The following is a 23,919-nucleotide window of genomic DNA, read 5'->3' as shown; positions in this document are numbered from 1 at the left end:
TACTATGGCTGAGTAACATCATAAGTCAGAGACCGTCACACCCACAACTAAAGCAAGGCGTTATACCGTGGGTTATATCAGGGATCATATTAAGCACCTGCCGTCACCGTCCATTACCCTGAAGGGACACTGGATGGCGGAGCTGGGATTTGATACCGGGCAGAAGATCGAGGTGATCACCGAACCGGGGCAGCTGATTATCCGGCTGGCGGGGGAAGGGTAACTGACTGGCTTATAAAGTAAAATCCCAACCGCAAGGGTTGGGATTCCATACAGGTGTAAGGATACGATTTAATCAATGGACGTTGCTGTGTACTGATCGATGATATAAACATCTTTTACAGCGCATTCTGGATAGATCCATTTCGACCAGTTATTGATCACCCATTCGGTACTTAAAGCATGGCCTTCTGAAGAAGCACTTTCTGATGGTAATTCAACTAACATTGAACCTGCTTTAAATCCAGAGGATACAACCAAGCCATGAGTGTGTGCTAAGTCAATTACCATAAAATCTACAATATCTTCATAAGGCCACACCGCTGGCAATCTAAAAACCCTTCCTCGCCGTATAGACTTCTCTGGATAATTTAATAGCTTAATATGCTCCATCATTTAACCCTCAAGTTATGTCCGCCAGATTTATCTTTGCTATCAGGAATTTCTTTCATGGCAAAGTTAACTTCCATGACATGTTTCCCCTGTGGGGTAACTACTTCAAAACGTCCATGTTGCGTATCAAGAGCATAAAGATTTCCATCCGTCCCACGATATACATCGCGATTATTCATTTTAGTCAGCTTGTTGTCTTTAATCAGCCCATGTTCTGCAACAACTTTTGCCGTAGTTTGTTTGACTATAGCAACTCGTTCTCCTGGGGGTAATTTAAATAGACTGGCCTCAAAATCACCAACAGTTGCGCCCGTAGCTATCTTAATATTCGGGTCAACAGCTTTAACAACACCTGGAATCTTCTTGCCCGGCAATATAATCCCGGCCAGCATCCCGCCTGTGGCTTCCAGCGCTGCCTGATTTCCTTCAGACGCCTGTTTGATTGTGTCGGCGACTGCTGACCAGGTTTCGCTTTGCATCAGCGCCTTAACGCTGTCTGCTACCGCCTGGTTCTTCCCGGCCAGATCATTCATAGCCGTTCCACAGTAGCTGTCTCCGGCTGCACATGAAGCCAGCGCCATCGCCGCATCAGCAGCGTAATCCACGCCACCCAATGCCGTATCGCCGGTATCAGCCAGGCCGTTAATAATTGCGTTCGCTATGGAAGAGGTTGTGCCTTCACCCAGCGTATCCCTGACCTGATTTTTCAGGGATTCAGCGGCCTGTTTCACCGTCTCGCGGGCTTTGTCTCCCGACAGCGAGTTATTCTCAATCGAATTCTTCCCGGCCTGCGCGCCCGCCACCGCATTTGCCGTGCTGCCTCCGGCCACGCCGCCCGCAAGACCCGCCGCCAGAGTGCCCAGCGCGCTGATGGTCTGCTTCTGCTCCTCGCTTAACTGTTCCTTCGGGATCCCCGGATACAGCTGCTGTGCGATAAACTCGCCGGCCGCCGCGCCCGATGCTCCGGCCAGCGCGGAGTTGCCGCTTGCCTGCGCTACTACCGCACCCAGTACCGCGTGGGCCATCAGGTTGGCCTGAACATTCACATGGCCGGTTGCCGGGTCGGTGGTCATATTATGAATGACCTCCGCCAGATACGGCGCCGCCGCGCCGGTAATCGCCTGCGTGATATTGCCGCCCGCCAGGCCCTGTACCGCCGCGGTGGCGGCCTGCATCGCCTGCTGTACCTTACCGCCGGTGCCGTAAGGGGCCATTGCCGTGTTGTAAGCCTGCTCCGCTATCTGTTTCTCTGTCGGATTCAGGTTGCCGTTATCGGCCAGTAATTCTTTCGCTGCCTGAAGGGCCGCCGGGTCTTTCTTCGCTTTCTCTCCGTTAATCTTACCCTGAGTCGCCGCAATATCCATCGCCTGACCGCCAATTTCGCCGATAAGCTGGGCCTGTTTGAGCCGGTTCTGCTCCTTCTCCTTGTTGAATATCGGGCTGATGCTGCCGTCGTTGGCATGCTCTGTATCCCGGTGCAGCTGCGCCACATCCTGCTGCTGTTTGTCGGCGTCGCGGATTATCAGCATACCCCCGCTGACGGCGGCTTTTGTCGTGCCTTCAGCGTGCCCGCTGTTGTTGGCTCCTGACAGCATGCCGCCGGCCATATTGGTCAGCAGTTCTTTGCCCACCGGCCCGCCGGTGCTGAATGAACCGCCGCTGTGCGTTGCACTGTAGTCCGCCTGGTTGTGGGTGTCCGTCCAGCCCAGCGTGCCGGTATCGAGACGGTTTTTCTCCTTGTCTGCCGTGCTGGCAATCACAGCGCCGTCGAGCTGGGTGTGTTCTTTGACCGTGACGTCATACCCGCCTTTACCGGCAAACAGCCCGGTCTGCTCTTTCACCGAGTCGAAGTTGCTGTGTAGCTTGTCCTTGCTGGCGCTCACGTTGGCTGAACCGGTCATCGAGCCGAAGGTAAAGCTGCCGCCCGCGCTGACGTTTTGCTGTTTCGCGTCATAGCGGTCGCTGTCCCGTTCGCTTTCAAGCGTCAGGTTGCGGCCCGCGTCAACGGTGATTTTCTCTCCGCTCGCCTGTGCGCCTTTCAATGTGGTATCGCGGCCGCTGGTCAGGCTGAGATGGCTGCCCGCATCCAGGGTGGTTTCGGTATGCGTCAGGCCGTTGCCGTTCTCACGCCCCTTGCCGGCATTGACGCCGGCCGAGACGCTAATGCCATAGCCGCCCGAGCCTGCTCCGACGCCGACGCCGACGTTGCCACCTTTGCTGCTGTTCTTACCCACGGTGCTTTCGGTGTTCTGCGCAGACTGGAGGGTAATGTCCCGCGCAGCATCAAGCTGTAGTTCCTTGCCCGCTTTCAACTGGCTGCCGGTGATGGCGATATCGCCGCTTTGCGCACCGTGGTTCTTGCCGGTTGCCGTTATCGACAGGTTTTGCCCTGCCGTGAGCGTGCTGCCCTGCGACTGAAGGCTGTCGGTGCGGGTTTCGTTTTTGGACGACTGGCTGCCGTAGGAAGCGGTGACGCCGACGGTGTTGGTGGCACCCTGTGCCGCACCTTTATCACCCGACTGCAAGCCTGCTGCGGCGTTTTTCGCCTCTGCTGACGCGGTCAGCGCGTTATCCCGCTCCCAGGCCTGTGCGGCCTGCACGCCAGACAGCGCGGCCTTGGTGTTTTGTAGGGCGTTCAGACGCCCGTCTCCTTCTTTTCTTGCCTGTTGCGCGGTGCTGACGGCGGTATTGAGCGCGCTGCCCACGGTGCCCGACAGTGCAACGCTCAGGCCGCTTTGCTTCTGCTCGAAGGTTTCTTTGCGCGTGCGCGCATCAAAGCCGGGGTCGATGGTTACACTGTCGCCAGTCAGAGCCAGGTCTTTTCCCGCCACCAGATCGGCGCCGCCGATGTGCAACTGATTACCCGCCGTGATGTTTACGCTGCCCTGGCTGCTCCCCACGGTGCTGACGCTCTGGCTCTGAGTTGTGCCTTTCTCGTCGATTTCGTGCTTGCTCGACTGCTTGCCTATCGTGAAGCCGATGCCGCCGCTGCCCAGCAGGCCGCTTTTTTTCTTCTCTTCCAGAAGATAGTGAGACTCGGTTTCGGTGGCAGCGACAATATCGACGTTGTGACCGGCCTGCAGGCTGACGTCGCGGTCGGCGGTAATCGCCGACCCTTTCACCGTCAGGTCGTTACCGGCGTTGACGCTGACGCTCTCCCCGCTCAGCAGGGTGCCTTTCTCGCGGGTGATGCGATCATCGGACACGGTGTGGCTGCTGCTTTTACTCAGGAACCCTTTTTTCTGCGTGCGCTCTTCGCTGTATTGGGACTCGCTTTCGCTGGCGGTGTTGAGCAGGACGTCTTTTTTCGCCTGCAGTGCGATGGCACCCCGTTCACTGTGCAGCACGCTGCCGGTGACCGTCACGTCGCCCTCGCGTCCAATGACCGTCACGCCCTGCTGGCCGCTGAAGGTGCTGCCCGTGCTGGTCTCGCGTTCGGTTTCCTCTTCGCGGTGGCTGCGCGTTTTGCCCTCGCGCTTGTTTTCGCTGTCCAGAGCGAGCGTGTGGGTGCGCGCGTCAGTGATGGTTACGTCCTGCGCGCTCACGCCAATGCGACCTGCTTTACTGTCAACCTGAGCGCCTTCAGCCAGCAGCTGATTGCCCGCAACCAGAGTGACGCCCTGGTCACCGCCGAGGGTGCTGAGCGTCAGGCGCTCTTCCTCGCGGCTGTTGCTGACCGAGGACGTCCGGCTGTTGGCGTCCAGGTGCGTGGTGTTGGTGGTCTTGTCTGCCAGGAGATTGATATCGCCCCCGGCCTGCACGCCCAACTGGCCTCCGGCCTGGACCTGGCTGCCCGTGAGCGCCACATCCCGCCCGGCCGACAGGCTGATGTCGCCGCCGGCGGTCAGCGTGCTGCCCAGCGCCTGCTGCCATTCACCACTGACCTGCGCCATGCGCTTGCCTGCGTCCTCCATTCCGGCGTTGGTGCGGTTGCCCATCGAGCCGGAGATGACCTCAAAGTCAGCTGTGTGGCTGCTTTTGGCCGTGGTAATGGTCAAGTCGTTGCGCGCGCTCAGGCTGAGGGTCTCGGTAGCGGTAAGCTTTGCGCCTGCAAGCGTAATGTCGGTGCCACGCAGGCTGATGTCGCCGGCGCTCATCGTCGCCTGGCGCAGTGCCTCCTGCAGATTGGTGCTCAGGGTCAGACTGTCGGCCTGCACGTCAATGCTGCCGGCTTTGATGTCGCCGCCCTGATGCAGGAACTGCCCGGCGTCGACCGTCAGGGCTTTATCGGCAAACAGGTTGCCGGCATTGGTGATGCTGCCTGCCGAGAGCTGCAGGCTACCGCCGCCAATCACCGCGCCATCGCCGGTCACGCGCAGCGTTGTCTGTGCCAGATACACCTTCGGCACCCACACCGTCTGCGGGCCGTTGGCCGTTTGCACCGTCTCGCTCACCAGCCAGACGATATCCTGTTGCAGCGCCGCAATCTGCTCCGGCGTCAGGGCCACGCCCGGCACCAGGTGGAAGTCCTGGGCAACCTTAACACCGTTGCTCATCAGATGCTGGTACTGCGCCATCGCATCTTCCCCACGGACGGAGGGTTTGCCGGTGAGTTTCAGCACCTGCTCGCGCACCAGGCGCTGCTCGTAAAAACCGTCGCCCAGGCGCTTATGGGCCTGCGCGGGATCATACCCTATGCGCTCGAGCATGTAGTCGCTGCTGATAAACTTATCGCGGTGGGTAAAGCGTTCATCGGTCACCACCAGGAGCGGGCTGCCGGTCGCCGTGTTCTGGCTGAACAGAGCGTTATTGGGAATGGTTGTCGCCACGCTACCCAGGTGCTGCATCTGGGTCAGCGCCAGCTCCGAAGGCAACAATGGCCGTCCCAGCGGCGATGTTGGGGTGACGCCGGACGGCGTAAGCGGGCTACCCGCTGCCAGCGTCATGTCTCCGCCCTGGTGGGCAGCACCTTCCACCGTAAAAGCCAGCGGATTTCGCTCAAGTTCTGCCCGCTCGGCATCCACGGCGTTCAGCGCGGCCTCCAGCCGGCTGATTTGCGCCTGATTTACCGTCGTGTTGGTGATGCTGGCTCCATTGATGGTGACGTTGCCGTTGCCGGTAATAATGCCGTCAATGGTCGCCAGCGCCGTAGTGACGTCATGGTTGAACGTCGGATACCAGTGATGGGTGTCCTTGTCGTAATGATCAACGATAACCTCCTGGCGACGCTCATTGACCGAGTAACCCCGGTTGTCCACGCTGCCACCGCCGTCCTGCGTCAGGTTACCGTTGGCCGTAATGACGCTGGCGTCATTGAGCAGTTGACCGGTGATGCGCAGCAGCATGTTGCCACCCGCCAGAATACGCGCGCCGATCCCTTCACTTATCAGCGCATCGCGCGTGACGGTGCCGGTCGTGGTACGCTCGCGCAGGTTGTTGTAGTCGGTAACGTAAGGTGCGCTGTCGATATCAAGGTGCCGTTCCGGATCCCACTGCTCAAGGCGTCCCCGATTGTGTTCGCGCCAGAACGTATTCTGGTAGGGTGTAGGCACGTTGTTTTGACGGGGGCCGCGGGTCTCATAAAACGTCATGGCGTAGGTGCCGTCTGCGTTGGGGGCCAGCGCAACATAGTTCACCCACAGGTCGGTCGGTTGGCCGTTATTGTCTTTCACGCGCACCTGGGCGCGCTTGCCGGGGGCATCGATGGCCAGCAGCGTGCCGTAGCGGTTACTTTGCACCGCCGCGTCATTTTGGAAAGTCAGCTGCTGGGTGGTCGGCGCCATGGTGCTCTTATCCGTATTTACCGCAGAGCCAAAAGAACGCCAATAAAGGTTGGCGCGGTGCCACTTGTAGTCGTTCTTTGCTGCATCGCGCTGAATCTCCAGCCCTTCGCGCAGATTGTCCAGCCGGCGGGCCTCGACAGTCAGGTCGCCGTCCGCTTCGATAAAGCTCGCCCGGTTCTCAATCAGGTCATCGCTGTGGAGGGACAGGCGGTTGCCGCTGTAGAGCAGGGCGCCGTCTCGGTTGCTCAGGCGTTCACCGGTCGCAAGCTGAAGACTTTGGGACGCCGCCATCACCGCAGGCTGCCCGTGGTTGTCAATCGTGCGTGCGCGCACGGTGATATCGTCCCCCATCAGCGCCGCGGCGTTGTCCAGGGTATCGACGTTCAGCGTCATGGTATCCGCTTCAATGCGTCCGGTGTTATGCAATGCCCCGGTCGTCAGCCGTAGCGTTTTGCCGACCAGGTTGGCCGGGTTGGAGATGTTGGCCGCATTGAGCACCAGATTGCCCGGCAGCAACCAGTCCGCCAGGTTGGTAAAAGCACCGCTCAGGGAGAACGCCACCGTGCCGTTGCTGCTGACGGTTTCGCCCGCGGTGCGAGTGTAGTCCTGCTGCGCGGTCAGCGTGAGGGACTGCAGACCGAGCAGGGTGCCCTGCTGATTTTCCAGGGTGCGCGTATGCAGGGTCAGATCACCGGCACTCTCTATCCGTCCGCCCTGATTGAGCAGGGCGAGCGGTGAGTCGGCCGGCGACAGTCCTGCGTTGATATCAAGACCACCATTGGCCAGAATGCGCCCCTGCCGGTTATCTAACCGTGAGGCCGCCGAGAGGGTGAGGGTGCCGGCGCTTTGCAGACGGCCGCCCGCGTTATCGATGTCATGCGCGGTAATGCCCGTGTGCGTGGTGCCCAAGATCAGACCACCGTCGCGGTTGTTCAGTTGGCCGGTTTGTACGTTAAGCGACGCCTGGCTGCTGAGCGTGCCCTGACCGCTGTTGTCGAGTGCGCCCGCATTCAGTGTCAACCCACTCGTGGCGACGAGCTGGCCGCTTTGGTTATTCACCTGCGTGGCGTCAAGCGTCAGCGATGTAGCGCTGTGAACCTTGCCCTGCTGGTTGTTAAGCCGGTCGATGTGATAGGCGCCCGCACCCTGACTGATAAGCGTGCCGCCGTCGTTGTCCAGCTGCGCCGTGGTCATTGTAATATCTCGGCTGCTGAACACGCCCTGACGGTTATCAATGCCGGCCGCCGATACCTGTTGCTCGCCGTTGCTGCGTACCGCGCCGCCGCTATTATCAAGCATGTTTAGAATGCGCAGCGTAAGCGCCTGCTGGGCATCTATCGTCCCGCCGGTATTGTTCAGCGCCCGTGCGTCGAGCGACAAGTCTTCACCGCTCTGCAACTTGCCGCTGCGGTTATCCAGACCGTCGTTCAGATTCAGTCGCAGCAGCTTCTGACTGTGTACCTGACCGTTTTGGGTATTGCTAAGGCTCCGGGCGTTAATATGCAGCGCCTCTCCCGCCAGCCACTGGCCGCCCGCGTTGCTTATTGCGCCGGCGAAGGCATCCGGAGTCGAGCCCTGCACGGCAAGCAGGCCTTGCGCTGACACCTTACCTGCGCGGTTATCGATATCCTGCGCAACGCGCAGCACCAGGTCCGCCGTCGACTGCAGGACACCTTTAGCATTGCCCAGCCAGTTTGCTGAAAGCTGAGCGCTCCGGTGGCTTTGCACGCTGCCCTGCGCGTTATCAAAACCACCGCTGACGGCGTGCCAGCCGCCCTGGCTGCCCATCCAGCCACCGGCGTTGACAATGTCCTGCGCGTCCAGCCTCTGAGACAGCTTACTGAAAATGCGCCCCTGGGCGTTATCCAGCCTGTCGGTGAACCGCATGTCCAGGCTGTCCAGCGCGTTGATGGCCCCCTGGGCATTAAGCAGGTTTGCAGCGCGTACCCTCGTGCTCCCATTGCCGGTAAGTTGGCCGCCCTGGTTATCCCATTCCCCGGCGAGGCCGAGTGACAGCGCATTTTGACTATAAACCAGCCCCGACTGACGGTTGGTCAGTCGCCCTGCATAGAGGGACAGGGCGCCACCGCTTTGCAGTGATCCGCCGTCATTGTCAAAGAGGCTGGCCGTGCCCGCGTTGACAAGGAGGGCCTGCTGCGCAGTCAGTATGCCCTGGCGGTTAAGGATGCCTCCTGCACTGTCAAGGCTCATGTCTCCGGCAGACTGTAGCCGACCGCCGGTATTGTCGAGTGCGCGTGTGGTCGCCATCATCTGCCGGCCAGCCTGTGCGGTGCCGCCACGATTATCCCAGTCGCCCCCGGCGTTTAGCGAGAGGTCATTACCGGCCTCAAGCCAGCCGCCGGCATTGTTCAACCCCTGCTGCGACGTCAGGGTGACATTGTTTTGGGCGACAACCTTACCCAGGGCGTTATCCACGCTGCCGGTCGTCAGCGTCAGCGACTCGCCGCTGATTTCCCCCTTACCATTTCCGAGCAGCCCCGACGCGGTGAGGGTGAGTTGCCCACCGCCCAGCAGTTTGCCGTCGTCGTTGTGCATGTCCCTGACGGTCACGGTAGTCTGCCCGCTTCCGGTGAGCGTGCCGCCGCGGTTATTCAGGTCGCCGTCGGTGTGAACCGCCAGCGTGTTACCTGCACCAATGAGCCCCAGGGCATTGTCCAGCCCCTGGCGAGCACGCAGGTCTAACGTCTGTTGGCCAATCACCTTGCCCTGCGTGTTGTCGAGGCTGTCAGCGCTTACCGTCAGCGCCGTGCCGCTGATTTCGCCAGCACGGTTAGAGGTGTGCCCTGCGGCATTGAGGGTTAACTGCTGGCCGGACAGCAGCCTGCCGTCGTTGTTGTTGACGGCATTCGCCACTGCCGTCAGTGACGTTTCACCCTGCGCCGTGCCGTCCCGGTTGTCCCAGTAGCCGGTGTGAATGTTCAGGCCTTTACCCGCCCCGACAAGGCCGCGCTGGTTGCTCAACCTGTCTGTCGTCAGGCCGAGGTCGCTCTGGCTGATGACCTGCCCCTGGGTATTATCCAGATGTCCGGCCGTCAGGGTGAGCTGGCCGCCGCTCAGGGTACCGGACTGATTGCTGACGTCACCGCCCGCGCTGAGCGTCAGGGCGTTGCCGGCCAGCAGGTTACCTCCCGCGTTGTTGATCGCGCCGGAGACATTCACCGCCAGCGCCGCCTGCGTTTTTACCGTACCGTCATGATTGTCCAGACTGCCAGCGTCAAGCCAAAGGTCGCCGTTGCTGCCCATCTCGCCGCCCGCATTGTCGAGCAGGTCAGCGACCCGCCACTGCTGCGCCGCGTTATCAAGTGCAAACAGGCGGCCGCGCTGGTTGGTCAGCGCCGCTGCGTTGAAACTGAGCTGGCGGCTTTCTATGATGCCGTCGGTGTTATCAAGCAGTCCCATCAGCGTGAAGCGACTTTCACCCTTGCCCGTCTGGGACCAGGCAGCCTGCTGATTGAAAAGGTTATTCGCATCGACGTCCCAGCGGCCGGCTTTAACCTGAGCCTGGCGCGCATCAATATCGCCGGTGGTGTTAATAATAAGCTGTTCGCCGTCGATAGCTGACTGTCGCAACGCCACGCCGCCTTCGCGGGCGGTCAGCGCGATATGACCGGCCGCAACCTGCGCGTCACTGATATCAATCCGGCGTCCTGTCGCGTTGACGTTCTTTTTACTGAGCAGGCTGCCACTGGCACGAATATCGCTCTGGCTATCGAGCTGCAGGTTGGCATCCTGGACCAGCGTGCTCTCGGCATTACTGCCCGCCAGCAGGTGGCCGCTGCTCTGGATGCCGCGCGCCGCGTTCAGGTGCACGTTCCCGGCCGCCGCGAGCGTCCCGGACTGCGTTTACATTCCCTCGTGACCCTGCACGGTCAGTTGACCACCGCTGTACACTTTGCCGCGTGTCTCAATGTCGCCTTTCGCGGTCAGCTGAATATCACCGCCGGCCTGCGTAACGGCATTTTGCGCATCCGATTGCCAGCTGAGCTTGCCCTCACTGCTCACGGTCAGTGTCTTGCCTGCTTGCACCTGTCCGTTCTGATTGCGAACGCCCACGCCCACCTCGGTGCCAATCATGCGGATACTGCCGCTGTACATGCCGCCCATCTGGCCCATATCGATGGCAAGCTCAGGTCTGGCACTGCCGTCATCCGAGAGTGCAGTCGCGGTTTTGCCGTCCGCACTCACGCGGTTGCGGCCGGCCACCACCGACACGCTCTCTTTGGCCCATACGCCGGCGTTGACCTCCACCGCGCGCGCCAGAATGTCGACGTATTCGGTGTCATGACGGGTATCCCCATTCAGCCCACCGCCTTTAATGCGCACCACGCCGCGCTCGACCTGATAGCCCGCGACGCTGCCGTCGGCGTTCAGTTGCGCTTTACCGGTGGTCAGCGTCATGCGCCCGGCGTTGATGGTGCCGCAGCCGTTGCACACAATCCCGGCGGGGTTGGCCACAATCACCTGCGCCTTGCCGCCGGCCACTTCCATAAAACCGCGCAGCTGACTGGGGTTGTTGCTGTTAACCTCATTGAGGATGACGCGCGCCGGCGCAGTATTGGGATTAAGATTAGGGTTGCCCTGGATCATCCCGGCCATTTGGGTCGAGGTCATCACCGCCGAGTTGTTGAGGATGGCGCCTTTGGCGTCAACATCAAACTGCTGATACTGGTTGTGCGAGACACCGGCCTGGTTGGGGGCAGTGATGTTGACCTGCGGCAGGCCGTTCTGAGTATTGATGACATCCGGCCGCTGGGCCGGACTGGCAGCACCGTCCGCGACAATGCCGTCTGCCATCACGGGCCCGGCAAACAACGCCAGCGCCAGCAACCACACCGTCCGCCGCACGGTGACCCACAGACGCCCCCCACCGGTTATCCCTGCGCCGATGCGTTGTCCCGGTTCGCTGCTGCAGCTGCGGGCCAGCTCTGACACCACCCGCAGTTCCCCGTGGGTGCGGCTGAAGATAAGGCGATAACAATGTTTGTTCATGGGTCACATCCCTGAGAAAAATCAGTCCGTTTAGAGCGGTATCAGCAACGCTGCCGGTATCGCGATGTTCAGATTTCCAGATTTACGCTGAAACCGGCCGTGGCGCCCGAAGTGTGGAAGCCTTCTGGCTTGTACAGCGGCACGCCGGCAAACAGGTCATAGCTGAATTGCCGCCACAGTGCGCCGCGTACACCGAGCGCACTGCCCGCCAGCTGATGTCCCACCAGGTGGCGGGTGCCCGGGCCGTCCACCCGACCGTAGTCAGCGGCCAGGTACAGTTCGTGTCCGCGAGAAAACACATTCCAGGCGATTTCATTGCGCCACAGCAGGCCCTTTTCGCCGGACAACACCTGTTCGCCGTCAAAGCCGCGCACCGTGTAACGCCCTGCAACGGCCATTCGCTCCTGCGGCGTCAGCGCTTTCGCGCTCCACTGGCCCCGCACGCTGGTATAATACCGCCAGGGTTGCTCGCTCCAGGTGAACGGCTGGTTGATGCCCAGGTCGCCGAGCAACATGCCGGTTCGCGCACTGCCTTCATGGCGAGACTCTTCCGGGGCGGGCAGGGCGTTGAACGCGCCGGTACCGCGACGCCAGCTGATATTGGCATCCAGCGTGGTGGTGCCGAAGTAGCTGCGTTGGTTAAGCCCCAGCTCCCAGCCGGCGGTGCGGCGTTTTTGCGACACCATGTCGACGCTGTCTACGGCGTTGGTGGAGTGCTTGCGGTAGCTGCGCAGGTTGAGCGTTGTCTTGTGCGACTGGTCACGGTACAGCAAGCGCGAGAGGGTCAACTGGACATTGTCGCTCTTGCCGCTGTAACTCATTACTTCGTTGGCGTTGGGGATGTTCTGATGGTAGGTGTAGTCGTTGTAGTTAGCTGAAAACGCCCAATAACCGAGTGGAAAGAAATAATTCAGCGCATGCGAACGGTTGCCGAACGGCCCGTGCTGAAACAGATCCTTGCCGATGTTGGCATAGAAGAGATCGTTTTGCGCAAACGGCGCATCGAGTGCCAGGGTGGCCGAGCCGAGATAACGTCCGGTGCTTTTGGATCCGCTGTCGTCCAGCCCCAGAGTGAGCCGCACCGGACGCCCCTCGTGCCAGTTGACCTGCAGATCGCTGGTAGCTTCTTGAGCACCGGGTACGATTTTAATATCAGCATTGGCACTGGGTACTCGCCTGAAGTTTTCCAACCCCTGCTCGATATCGCGCAGGTTAAGAATATCGCCGCTTGACGCAGGGATGACATTCCACAGTCGTCCGCGCCAGGAGACCGGTTCATCAAAACGGATCTCGCCAATCCGCCCGGGTTGCATCGTGAGCGTCAGTACGTTCTGTGTCAGGTCCTGCTCCTGTGCCATCACCCGCGTAGTGACGTAGCCCTTGGCCAGCAGAGCATTTTGCACCTTGTTGATGGCGAGCACGATCCCCTGTCCGCCCAGGCAGCGGCCTTTGGCATCCGCAGCGGCGTCCAGCGCCCACTGAAAGCGAGCGGCCGACTCCCCGACCAGGGTAAGCCGGTTGATGGTGAAGCAGGGGGACTCATTGACCGGGTAATCCGGCAACACGGCCTCGGGGCGGGAAAGGCGCGCATCGGCCTGTGGGGTGTTCTGTTCAAGCAGGGTGCGCTCGCGCTCCTGCTGGCGCTGCTGCTCGCGGGCATCAATAGCGGAAGCGGCTCGCTCCGGGGTGTCGGAGGGCATGGCGGCCATAGCTGGGAAAGCGCCGGCGAAGAGAACCCCGGAGAGAAAGCGTTCCACCGTTGTGCGTGAAAACGTGTGAGAAAGAAAAGTCCTTTTCATGAAAACTCATTTCAGAAAGTGTAAAAATATTTCATTTTTGGCGCATTATCCACCCGAAAGCTTAAAATGCAAGCGAATTATGTTTCTGGCGCGCAGGGTCAGCTCCCAGTGGTTTGCTGTATCGCTGCAGTATGGGTCAGCGATGCATCGTGTGGCATCCAGTGGAGCTGCTTGCGTACAAGCACGCTGTATAGACCGTTGAAATAATAACGGATCAACACCCCCGTTTTCGGGCCTTCGTCCTAAGCATGCCGATGGCCATGCGGGGTCCTGTCCAGCTATTTGCACACGGTCATGCTCAGTCGGTCACTGGCAGCGCCATGAACCTTGGTACATTTGTCGATGGTGTACATCGAGCCACGGGGTTCCCGGTGGAGATGAATGAAGACAAAGGGATGATCCCGCTCAAGGTAAACAACCTGTTCCCGATAATGTCGTCAGAGATCCATAGATCATCCACCGCATAAGGGCTGGAACCAAAAACCGTCCTTATCGAGTTGCGGATTTTTCCAGCCAGCCCTTTACTGCTCAAGAGCTCAGCATCATCGGCATACCTGGGATTGATTGTCTTTGCTTCAGGCCGGGCTTCGCCAATTCAGATGAAAAATGCGGACAACCGCTGGATAATCTTTCCCGCATTTTTATCGGAATAGGGCTGTCAGCATAAGTGATGTTGCCTTGAGATATTGCGAGAAAAGGGCCTCAGCCTGGGCGACTTTCATCTATGAAAGGATGTGGTTACGACTGCGAGCCAGGCAATGATCCAGTAACGGCTGAAGGACTCCCGTGGGGGCAACAAAACCGGATAATACCTGTGGAATCGGTCACAACCCGGTCACTCAGGCTTGATGAGTGTCATGCCCGATCTCACCACGTTGGCAAGTCAAAATGAACGAATTCATTACCGATTTTCCAGTCGCACACGATGTCATATAAGGATAGATATACCAGGACAGAGTCCGTTAATTAACACCTTATCCCTACTTTAAGGTGCATTTTCACTCATAATTGCACCTTCTATGTATTAAATCTTGGGGGATAAATCGATACACGCGGCATTGCGCGACTAAAAAACTATATCTCACTGCTGATATCGCGCCATTCTCCGGGGGCCAGCGTCTGAAGTTGAAGCGTACCCATTGAGAATCTGATTAGGCGCAGTGTCGGAAAACCGATGTGGGCCGTCATACGTCGGACCTGGCGGTTACGTCCTTCGTAAAGCGTTATTTTCAGCCAGCTGGTGGGGATAGCTTTACGTTCACGCACAGGGGGGTGACGATCCCACAACCAGTCCGGAGCTGCCACTATTTCTACTTCTGCCGGCAGGGTCGGGCCATCTTTGAGATCGACTCCAGCACGTAGCGGCACCAGATCATTTTCGTGCGGGCAACCCTCTACCTGCACAAAATAGACTTTCCCAGTACGCTTGCCCGGCTGTGTGAGCCGCGCCTGAAGCGTACCATCGTTGGTTAATATCATCAGACCTTCGCTGTCACGGTCGAGCCTGCCTGCGGCGTAGATACCCGACTGTGGAATGAAATCTTTTAGCGTACGGCGACCGGCTTCATCACTGAATTGGGGTAACACATCAAAGGGTTTGTTAAACAGCACCACGCATCGGGGGCCTTTATCAGCCGGCCTGGCTGTATGGCGCTGAGGCTTACGCTTAGAATGATGATGAGTAAAGGAAATTTTTCGCATAGTCTTTGCACCCAGGAACAATAGGCGCATTATACCGCAAACCGGAGATGATTGGCGTGGCGGCAATATTCGAGTAGTATTGACGCGCATCTTACAAGTCATTAACAAAAAAAAGCGCTCGAAGGAGAGGTTAATGGAAAGCAAAGTAGTTGTTCCGGCGGAAGGTCAGAAAATCACCCTGGATCAGGGAAAACTCAACGTACCTAATAATCCTATCATTCCGTTTATTGAAGGCGATGGTATTGGCGTTGACGTGTCTCCGGTGATGATCAAAGTTGTTGACGCCGCCGTTCAGAAAGCTTACAGCGGTGAGCGTAAAATTTCCTGGATGGAAATTTACACCGGCGAGAAGTCAGTAGAGCTTTATGGCCAGGACGTATGGCTACCAGAAGAAACCCTCGACCTGATTAAAGAATATCGCGTTGCCATCAAGGGCCCACTGACCACCCCAGTAGGCGGCGGTATTCGTTCCCTGAATGTTGCCCTGCGCCAGCAGTTAGATCTGTACGTTTGCCTGCGTCCTGTTCGTTACTACACCGGCACGCCAAGCCCGGTAAAACGCCCGGAAGAGACTGACATGGTGATTTTCCGCGAGAACGCCGAAGACATCTATGCGGGTATCGAATGGAAAGCGGGTACGCCAGAAGCAGATAAAGTGATCAAGTTCCTGCGTGACGAAATGGGTGTGAAGAAGATCCGTTTCCCAGAAGAGTGCGGCATCGGCGTTAAGCCTTGCTCGAAAGCGGGCACTCAACGGCTGGTACGCGCCGCCATCGAATACGCTATCGCCAACGACCGTGATTCCGTAACCCTGGTTCACAAAGGCAACATCATGAAATTCACCGAAGGCGCTTTCAAAGACTGGGGTTACCAGTTAGCGAAAGAAGAATTTGGTGGTGAGCCGATCGAGGGTGGCCCGTGGCAGACGATTAAAAACCCGAACACCGGTAAAGAGATCGTGATCAAAGATGTGATTGCTGATGCCTTCCTGCAGCAGATCCTTCTGCGTCCTGCCGAGTATGACGTCATTGCCTGTATGAATCTGAATGGCGACTATATTTCGGATGCGTTGGCTGCACAGGTTGGCGGTATTGGTATTGCTCCGGGTGCCAACATCGGTGACGAATGTGCACTGTTTGAAGCGACTCATGGTACTGCACCTAAGTATGCCGGTCAGGATAAGGTGAACCCCGGTTCAGTTATTCTGTCAGCCGAGATGATGCTGCGTCATATGGGTTGGACCGAAGCGGCCGACCTGATTGTTAAAGGCATGGAAGGGGCAATCGCCGCTAAAACCGTGACCTATGACTTTGAGCGTCTGATGGATGGCGCTAAGCTGTTGAAATCGTCAGAGTTTGGTGATGCAATGATTAAGCATATGTAAGTGCGGTAGCTTGAAAAATTTGTTAACGGGAGCATAGCGCTCCCCTTTTTTTTGATAGCCTGTTAATAGTTATCAAAATTTTATCAAAATAAATTATTAAAACCCCTCACTCCGACACAGTATCTTTCTTCGGTTTTATAAGATTTTGTTCCCAATAGGAATGAATCAGAACGATTGTTCTAGAAAGCTCTAAAGCTATGGCCAGTTTGCCTGTCCAATACAATCGGCCAGTCTCTGGGCAAACTCCTCTTTGTTTATACCTACTCTGTAACGGTGGTTGCACAAAAATATAGGATTTGAAAATACGGTCGTGTCTTCGTTGGCCGCGGATATTACGGTGACTCGGGCAATAATGCAGGTTATGCCAGGCGCTGGCGCGCCGGTCTGATCACTTACGACTACGCAAACGACTTACTTATATATTACTGGTTTGAACTTTATTGTTGCTGGTTTATATCAACACTATCAGCATTGTTGCAAGCTGATAGTGTTGTAAGAGTATAAAATAGCGCGCTAATCCCAGTGAGCATCTATCATGCTGTGGTAGGTAGATTCTATCCAGGGTGAGCTACTATTTTAGCATCTTCAGAGATGGTAAAATCGCCCCAAACATCACCATCTGCCGATATAAATTTATGATAAAATTCTTTATCGTAAATTTCTTTCCATTGAGGATAATGCTCGAAGAAGAGAGAGAGGAAATTTTTTATCTCTTTATCTGTATAAGGACGAGTGCGCTCATAAATATATGCGGTTACTCCACTTGATAGTTTAAACCCAGTACCGATTTTCCTAAAAGAGGAACCGATTCCGACACCCGAAAGAATTTCATTTGCCGGTATAGTGATGACTCTTTGTCCATCCGGCGATAGGTGTGTTTGAACCGGATCCGCTACAACGAAATATTTTGAAAGTAAAGATTCGACGTTAATACCATCTCTGAGATCAACCTGGGAGGCATAGGCTATTCTTCCAGTTAACTTTCGGTAGGATATAGTGTTTATCATATCGTCATTAAGTACCGAGCTTGAGCTAAGTATCGTGACTTTATCTTTTCCTTGCGTGAGCGTTTCAATAGTTTTGACGAGTTCAACATAGTTATTGAAGTTATCAACATGCATAGGCAGAGATTTGTTGGGTAAGAACTGACCAAATGGTTGATATTGATTTGCGCTAAAGAGGGATGCGTAGTTAATGAACACACATGAAACAAGGACAATACCGAATACTGAGCATTGATAAACCTTGTTAATGGTGAGCTGTAATAATACTTTTAATCCAAAGGTGATGATTATTAATGTCCAAAGCGCAAATGGAAGGCAATGCTGTACGCCGGGACTTTGCGTTCTCGTAAAAAAAAGGAAGCTAAAGATTAGGTTGAAGGTGGAAAATATGACAAGGAGCTTTCCATTTCTGTCCTTTCGCCAAAAAATAGACAGTAATCCAATGATAAAAAAGGGTAACAGATACAAACCTATATGGTTGTAAAGGTTCTCAATAGAATAGGCCAAAGAAGACTGATAAGCAGAATACATGGTGGCGTAGTCAGTTTTTATTATTCTTCTAATCAATGCCCCTTGAAATATCAAGGTGAGCGATACGGAGACAATTCCAGCTGCAAAAAAATTTTTAACAGTAATTATTACACGCCCAAAACTATGCTTGGTATTATTGTAGATGAAATAATTAAGCACAGGCAATGACAGATACAATGATACAATTGTATATACGTACCATCTTCTCAATAAGAATGGAGACCACAAAAGCAACCCCGTCACCAGAGCCTTTTTGATTCTCACTTTATCACCGAGATCATTTTTCGAAACATATAACAGTGCTGCAATGATGGGAATCAACCCTGATATGTCAGGGTACCCTTTCATGGTAGGTGCCCAAAACTCAACAAAGGTTAAAGGTAAGATGCAAGTGAGTAACAACCACGTGAAAGAATTGTTGTCGGAAAAGCGTTTGCATAGTAAGTGAAAGAGTATCACCGTGGGGAAGAGATACATGACAGCTAATGAAGTGATATAAGACAGCCTTGATGGTAAATGAAAAAGATAGAACCATGATGTGAGTGCGACAGGCAGTGAGTTATAGTCATCATGTCTGACAGAATGAAATACCGTCCGTATTGAGTTGACAGGCTCATTTGGGAATGTGGCGCAAAACTCTTCCCATAACCTCCAATATCCGTTGAAGTCCCAATAGTAAATGTTTTGTTCATGAGCTATAAATGCGTAGGTCTGGACAATTATTGCCAATAAAACGAATGACAATAGAATAAAAAATGAGAGCTTACTGTATTTCATTTTTACTACCTATTTTTTCTTCGATAAAGAATTTTGGTCTATTTTTGCTTTCCATATAAATCTTACCAATGTACTCACCAATAATACCCAGGGAAAGCATCTGGACGCCACCAAGGAAAAAAATGGCAATCATGACAGAGGTCCATCCTGCAACTGTGTCCCCTTGCAATTTCTCAATGACTGCATAGATGGCTGCAATTGAAGATATTAAGCATGTCACAATTCCAACCATGGCGATCATTCGCAATGGGGTAATTGTAAGCGATGTTATTCCTTCCAGCGCTAGTGCGACCATCTTTTTTAAAGGGTACTTCGATTCGCCCGCGACTCTTTCATCCCTACTATAATAAACATTAGTGGACTTATAGCCAAGCAAGGGGATCAGCCCTCTCAAATAAACGTTTTGCTCTTTAAATTTATTTAAGGCCGTAAGCGCGGTACGTCCCAAAAGCCTGAAGTCCGCATGATTGGGAACCTGATTAACACCTAACCGATTCATTAATGAGTAGAATTTATTTGCCGTTGTTCTTTTGAAGGCTGAATCACTGTCTCTGTTATCACGTACTCCATAAACAATTTCAAATCCTTCACTGTATTTGTCGATCATTTTCTCAATACAACTTATATCATCTTGCAAGTCTGCATCAATACTTACAGTCACGTCTGTATTAGCATTTGATAAACCAGCCATCAGGGCTATCTGATGGCCACGGTTTCTAGATAGCTTCAGACCTTGAACAAAAGTGCTTTTACGTGATGCAGACTTAATTTGCTCCCAAGTATTATCTTTGCTGCCATCGTCTACAAAAAGAACATAGCTATTGTCCCTGATCTTTCCTTTGGAGATAAGGGTGGATAACACTGTAGTGAGTCCATCGAGGCAATAGGGGAAAGCGTCCTTTTCGTTGTAGCAAGGTACGACAATTGCTAATGATGGTGTCTTGAATAACATAGTTTCCATAATAATCTCATTCATTTCATCGACCAAAACTTATTAAGAATGAAGCCAATGGCTGTGTAAAAAAACATGCCTATAAACTGCGCAGCATAAACACTCTCAGGCATGAATAGTAAAAATACCTTCATTGCAATCAGGTTGAAAATGTAACAAATAGCGCAAGCTGATATAAATTTTATGAACCTCGTTAAGCTCAACGAGGTTGAGAACGTGAACTTTACATTCATAAGAAAACTGAAAAGAATACCCGCGATGTAACCAGAAGCATTGGAGGGGTATACGCCAACGCCGAACTGCATCAGAATAAAGATAACCGTACCCGTTAAAGCCGTGTTCGCCAAACCTACGAATACATACTTAACGGCTTGTAGTTGAGTACTGTTTAGCACCAATGACTCCATTCAACCGATTAAACTTAATGATTTTGTTATGGTGCGTTTAGATGCCCTATGCAAACCATCAAAATCAATAGCAGACTATTCTTAAAATTTCGAGTGATAATACCATTTGGAGCAAGCTCAGGGAAGACCCTAAAATAAATAGCTTTTTTTCTAACCTAAGACTTTGAATGTCTAATATCTTGATGTAAGTCTTTGAAATATAAGTTTTTATATTCAATGATCAAGCGTATGTAAGTTTGCTGAGTGGCGGAAGTTTACCGTTCCTGCCATGGCTTACATCTGGCTTTAGCTTTTCTGCAACATCCCCCCTTCAAAATCGACTAAAATCAACCAGACTATAAAGAGACAACAACCCAACCTTTACCACGATCGTTATTGTATTGGTCAGTCTGAATCTGGTTTCTACAGCTAGGAAGGTTCTTGGTATGGATTAATAAAAGATATTTTAAGGCGCGTGCCGTGGCGCAAGTTGATGCTGCCAGAGGGATAATCAGGATAAAGTTCAAGATGGCAGAAGGGTTTATCCAGGGCTGCCTGTCGATGCTGGATGTCAGGCTTGATATGGAATAACTTTGCCGAAACAGTGGCTCTAATGAGGGCCACTGTTGTAATCAAGGCAAAAGCAGGCCGAAAAAAGCGAAAGTGATAAGGCACGCCGTCGCTGCAAGCCACAGGAAAGAAAAGAACCTCATCCATATATGTATTTGGATTTGATTATCATCAAAGAAAGAATATGCCGGATCATTGCGGACCATAAAAATAACTTTCTTTCTTTGGCTTAATTTTATAAAGAATCGAATCACCGGAAAGGCACCAAAGAAACCGACCATATGATAGAAAGAATATGGGGCAGGGAATGTGTATTTTTTCCTATAGGATGAGACTAATTTATAATAATCTTGTCTTTTTACTGCATAGATTAAAAATGAGATGAATATCAGGCCACTGCCAGCCAGTCCAAAAAATAGCGCAGCATGAGCTAATATTTTGTTAGTTATCATAATATTCTATTACTTTTTTGATTATTGATTCTGCGCCTGTGCTCCCCATATATCCACCAACCATTGAACCCACGGCTGCGCATGTAACACCCCCCACACCGACGGTGGCGATCCCTACACCTGTACAGATACCCATCATTGCAGCACCGCCATAGACTCCGCCTGCCATGCCCCCGGCGGTAGTCACGGCAAACTTTGAGTATTCCTTAAAAGCGATATTCCCGCATTCACCTTCACGCCCTTTGGTGCAGGCATCCGCTATATCATTAGTCGTTCCGGCAAAAGCGAACCCAATGCCGATATATCCCCCGTACTTGAGAAAGCGAGCGGCTTTTGCGGCATTGCCGACATAGGTGGAATAACCCGGTATGCCAGTCACACCTGCCGTTGACCATTCATGCACAATCAAACGGCTGGAGAGGTTTAACGCCCTGCGCATATCTTCGTAGGGTCTGAATTTCACGGAATGGCGGGCAAGGGATTTGACCAGCGGCTTGTTGACCAGCTCTTTTAGTTGATTCAGTAGCTGATTGCGCTCAACAAAAACTGTTGGCCGATAAGCGTGCCCTGTGTGCGGTACTGGTTCTGATAGCTGGCTTCGATTTTCTTCAGGGTCTGCTCAATGGCAGAAAAGTATTTTTCGCCCACGTCTCCTGCCGTGCCAAAAATTTTATCACCGGCGCTGGTCAGCCCGGCAATCATGCCGTAGTGCTTCTGAAGAAAGCTGGCATCCTCTGCACTGACGCCGATAAGGGCGTTATTGGTTTTTGTTTTGCCTGCCTGAGCTTGTGCAGCATCTGCGTTGTTACCGGTGCCGTGGTATCCGGATCGGCAACTATCACTATCTGACCCGGTTTCAGCCACCAGGTATCCGCATTGAGTTTCATAAACAGGCTGGCGGCAGGGGAACGGATATCCCTGAACAGCTCCCGTGCCTGGAAATCAAGGTTCCCGGGCGTTCCACAACACTGTAACCTGGTGCAATCTGACGTGCCATGCATCCGTTCTCCGTTTGAATCTGTGCAAAAGCGTGGCATCAGCTTGCCATAATGCTCCGTTATGAAAGGCAGTTGTACGGCAATAGTAAATAATTCTACTGCGTTACGCAAAAGGTGTTGTAACGTGTTAAGAGTGGTGACAACGACAACAGTTTATCATCGTAATAATTCACAGCCCTGGCCTCTGCCGGGGTTTTTTACTTTTAAGGATGTAATAGTACAGCTGTTAAATTGAGTGGGAGTTATCTGTGTGTCATCAGATGCAGAACGGATAAAAAACATGTTAAAACAGAAAGATATGACATGGGGCGCGAATGTTCTTCTTTGCTGCCTCAGCAATACACACTGGAGGTCGGCTGAATATCTGGCAAACCTTAGATGAAAGCAAAGATTGGATGAAATAAAATCCTGGCAAAATACCGGGGGTAGAGAAAGTTAAGGCATGGGGGGCGCTAAACTAGTTTGTATAACTCGTTACGCGCAGCAGAGACAATGAATCCACTTCGGCTCTTGTTCTCTGGTTTGTTTCTGACAAATACCAATATCATCAATTTGGTGTAATACCCTGCGCGGCAGCTTGCTGTTAATCCTCTGCTGCCCGTCCATCAAACTTGTCGATACTTACCCAGACCAGCACCCACTGGCCAGCTGGGTAATGCCTGTCTATCTCCCCGTGGAGTTCGTCGTAAAGGAACGCCACCGGGGGACGTTTCCTGATGACGTGATCCCGACCTTCTTCAATTTCTGCCGAGGGTTCCGGGTTTGATATCTTTGCTGGGAGGGGGTACTAAAATCTGGGTTTTGAACGTGTATTATGACCGCTGGCCGGGTGATATTGATGGCGAGGGGGATCATATACTGGCTCCGGATCCTGTCTCTGCACCTTGCCAGCAGCTCTTCAAGTAACAAACCTGAGCGTTGACTTCTCACAGACAGAGGATTAGCTAACTGAGTCCCGGTTCTCCTCAGCCCAAAATGAGCATAGGGGGACAGATGGTGAAAACACGAGGGGGCTTTAAGCGAATTTCCGTCTGACTCCTCACGCGTACGCAAAATGCGATGTAATGTTAGTTAAATGGCAGTTTCACAGGGAACAGAACCTTGCCACCAGGCCCGGCGTAAGCCGGGTTTTTTTATCCCTGAAAAGTCATCTGGAATGGTAGAGGGGGCAATATGTCAGCATCATTTTTTGCATTAAATCAGGGTAGCCTCATAACGGCCGTCGGTCGCGTTGTCGGGGGTACAGACAGCACGGATTACTGTATTTTGTTTGGCGCTTTTGCCGGAGCGGTATTTTATGTGACCACGGCGGCCTATATGAAGGTCATCAGACGTGCCGCCTATTTCCTGGTCTCATGGATAGTGGGCGTATACGGTGCCAGACTGGTCGGTGCAAAGTTGGAGCAAATCCTGGGGTATAGCGAACGGCCGCTGGATGGTTTAGGCGCGGTACTACTTTCTGCATTAGCCATTAAAACGCTGACTTTTTTCAGCCAACAGGACCCCTGGAGCTGGTTCACTCGTCGGAAAGGAGGCTCACATGGTAATAAATGATCTCATGGTCATCATTAATGTCGTGCTTTGTACAGCTATAGTGGTTCGCCTGATGTTTTTCTGTAAGCCGGGGGCCAGACATCAATGCTGGGCATCGTGGCTGGCTTATCTGATCGTTCTTGCGTACGCATCCGTTCCCTTTCGCTTTCTGTTAGACGATTATTCTCAGACACATTGGGCCGTTATGATTATCAATATGATCCTGTGTGCCGCGGTGTACCGGGCCAAAGGCAATGTGGCAATCGTTTTTGCCGTATTGCGCCCCCGCCGGTGAATGAAACGAACGCGCTGGCTTGATAGGAGTGCTCATATGCGTTTTATAGAAAATATATCAGCGGCCAACAGACTATTTCTGACCCACACTCTTGGGAGTAAACAAGAATTCTCGTTAATCATCCTGAAGGTGCCAAAAAAACAGGCTGTAATCGCCGGCATAACGGCATGACTGCTTATGAAGATGGCAATA

15 protein-coding genes and 1 pseudogene are annotated in these 23,919 nt (G+C 53.7%); 6 read left to right on the top strand and 10 right to left on the bottom strand.

What is annotated here, in order from left to right; translation table 11 throughout:
• The first annotated feature begins 67 nt into the window (after positions 1 to 67).
• Positions 68 to 223: a SymE family type I addiction module toxin gene (locus ETA_RS10880; protein ID WP_004155650.1), complete on the top strand. Its 156-nt coding sequence runs from the start codon at positions 68 to 70 to the stop codon at positions 221 to 223.
• A gap of 68 nt (positions 224 to 291) precedes the next feature.
• Here the strand turns inward: ETA_RS10880 and imm45 are convergent, their stop codons facing one another.
• The 4 genes from imm45 to ETA_RS10865 form a co-directional block, all read right to left on the bottom strand.
• Positions 292 to 615: an Imm45 family immunity protein gene (imm45, locus tag ETA_RS19290; RefSeq protein WP_231853278.1), complete on the bottom strand. Its 324-nt coding sequence runs from the start codon at positions 613 to 615 to the stop codon at positions 292 to 294.
• On the bottom strand, positions 612 to 10,166 hold the full coding sequence (locus ETA_RS20225; RefSeq protein ID WP_068794409.1) for a hemagglutinin repeat-containing protein: 9,555 nt from the start codon (positions 10,164 to 10,166) through the stop codon (positions 612 to 614). The genes imm45 and ETA_RS20225 overlap by 4 nt, the downstream gene beginning before the upstream one ends.
• A 33-nt stretch (positions 10,167 to 10,199) precedes the next feature.
• A complete protein-coding gene (locus tag ETA_RS20710; protein ID WP_068794408.1) occupies positions 10,200 to 11,345 on the bottom strand; it encodes a two-partner secretion domain-containing protein in 1,146 nt (381 codons plus the stop codon).
• 68 nt (positions 11,346 to 11,413) lie between these two features.
• The gene (locus ETA_RS10865; RefSeq protein ID WP_012441679.1) at positions 11,414 to 13,144 is read right to left on the bottom strand and encodes a ShlB/FhaC/HecB family hemolysin secretion/activation protein; all 1,731 of its coding nucleotides are present in this window, start codon (positions 13,142 to 13,144) and stop codon (positions 11,414 to 11,416) included.
• Positions 13,145 to 13,464: 320 nt separating this feature from the next.
• On the opposite strand from ETA_RS10865, the gene ETA_RS10860 reads away from it, so the two are divergent.
• Positions 13,465 to 13,611 carry a hypothetical protein gene (locus ETA_RS10860; protein WP_157861800.1) on the top strand — a complete coding sequence of 49 codons (147 nt, stop codon included), beginning with the start codon at positions 13,465 to 13,467 and terminating at the stop codon, positions 13,609 to 13,611.
• 607 nt (positions 13,612 to 14,218) lie between these two features.
• On the opposite strand, the gene rluE is transcribed toward ETA_RS10860, so the two are convergent.
• The gene (rluE, locus tag ETA_RS10855; protein WP_042958962.1) at positions 14,219 to 14,875 is read right to left on the bottom strand and encodes a 23S rRNA pseudouridine(2457) synthase RluE; all 657 of its coding nucleotides are present in this window, start codon (positions 14,873 to 14,875) and stop codon (positions 14,219 to 14,221) included.
• Between the two features lie 103 nt (positions 14,876 to 14,978).
• On the opposite strand from rluE, the gene icd reads away from it, so the two are divergent.
• Complete coding sequence (gene icd / locus ETA_RS10850; RefSeq protein ID WP_012441677.1) at positions 14,979 to 16,229, top strand: NADP-dependent isocitrate dehydrogenase; 1,251 nt, start codon at positions 14,979 to 14,981, stop codon at positions 16,227 to 16,229.
• Between the two features lie 554 nt (positions 16,230 to 16,783).
• Here the strand turns inward: icd and ETA_RS10845 are convergent.
• Genes ETA_RS10845 through ETA_RS10835 form a run of 3 tightly spaced genes read right to left on the bottom strand, consistent with a single transcriptional unit; the run spans position 16,784 to position 19,798 of the window.
• Positions 16,784 to 18,541 carry a hypothetical protein gene (locus ETA_RS10845; RefSeq protein ID WP_157861799.1) on the bottom strand — a complete coding sequence of 586 codons (1,758 nt, stop codon included), beginning with the start codon at positions 18,539 to 18,541 and terminating at the stop codon, positions 16,784 to 16,786.
• Positions 18,528 to 19,502 carry a glycosyltransferase family 2 protein gene (locus ETA_RS10840; protein WP_157861798.1) on the bottom strand — a complete coding sequence of 325 codons (975 nt, stop codon included), beginning with the start codon at positions 19,500 to 19,502 and terminating at the stop codon, positions 18,528 to 18,530. Before ETA_RS10840 ends, ETA_RS10845 begins: the two co-directional genes overlap by 14 nt.
• An 11-nt stretch (positions 19,503 to 19,513) precedes the next feature.
• A complete protein-coding gene (locus tag ETA_RS10835) occupies positions 19,514 to 19,798 on the bottom strand; it encodes a GtrA family protein (RefSeq protein WP_231853330.1) in 285 nt (94 codons plus the stop codon).
• A gap of 561 nt (positions 19,799 to 20,359) precedes the next feature.
• Between ETA_RS10835 and ETA_RS19960 the strand changes: the two genes are divergently transcribed.
• Complete coding sequence (locus ETA_RS19960; RefSeq protein ID WP_231853277.1) at positions 20,360 to 20,470, top strand: antiterminator Q family protein; 111 nt, start codon at positions 20,360 to 20,362, stop codon at positions 20,468 to 20,470.
• A 41-nt stretch (positions 20,471 to 20,511) separates the two neighbouring features.
• Here the strand turns inward: ETA_RS19960 and ETA_RS10830 are convergent, their stop codons facing one another.
• A complete protein-coding gene (locus ETA_RS10830; RefSeq protein WP_042958958.1) occupies positions 20,512 to 20,901 on the bottom strand; it encodes a hypothetical protein in 390 nt (129 codons plus the stop codon).
• A pseudogene (locus tag ETA_RS10825) lies at positions 20,891 to 21,898 on the bottom strand (hypothetical protein). Before ETA_RS10825 ends, ETA_RS10830 begins: the two are co-directional and overlap by 11 nt.
• Positions 21,899 to 23,072: 1,174 nt before the next feature.
• Between ETA_RS10825 and ETA_RS10820 the strand changes: the two are divergent.
• Together ETA_RS10820 and ETA_RS10815 are read left to right on the top strand one after the other, a co-directional pair.
• Entirely contained in the window at positions 23,073 to 23,453 is a 381-nt protein-coding gene (locus tag ETA_RS10820; protein WP_012441669.1) for a putative holin, read from the top strand.
• Positions 23,440 to 23,727 (top strand): phage holin family protein, encoded by a 288-nt coding sequence (locus ETA_RS10815; protein WP_042958957.1) that lies wholly within the window; start codon positions 23,440 to 23,442, stop codon positions 23,725 to 23,727. Before ETA_RS10820 ends, ETA_RS10815 begins: the two co-directional genes overlap by 14 nt.
• The last annotated feature ends 192 nt before the right edge of the window (positions 23,728 to 23,919 follow it).

Source organism: Erwinia tasmaniensis Et1/99 (assembly GCF_000026185.1).
Classification (GTDB): Bacteria; Pseudomonadota; Gammaproteobacteria; order Enterobacterales; family Enterobacteriaceae; genus Erwinia; species Erwinia tasmaniensis.
This window is presented reverse-complemented; position numbering and strand designations above follow the sequence as displayed.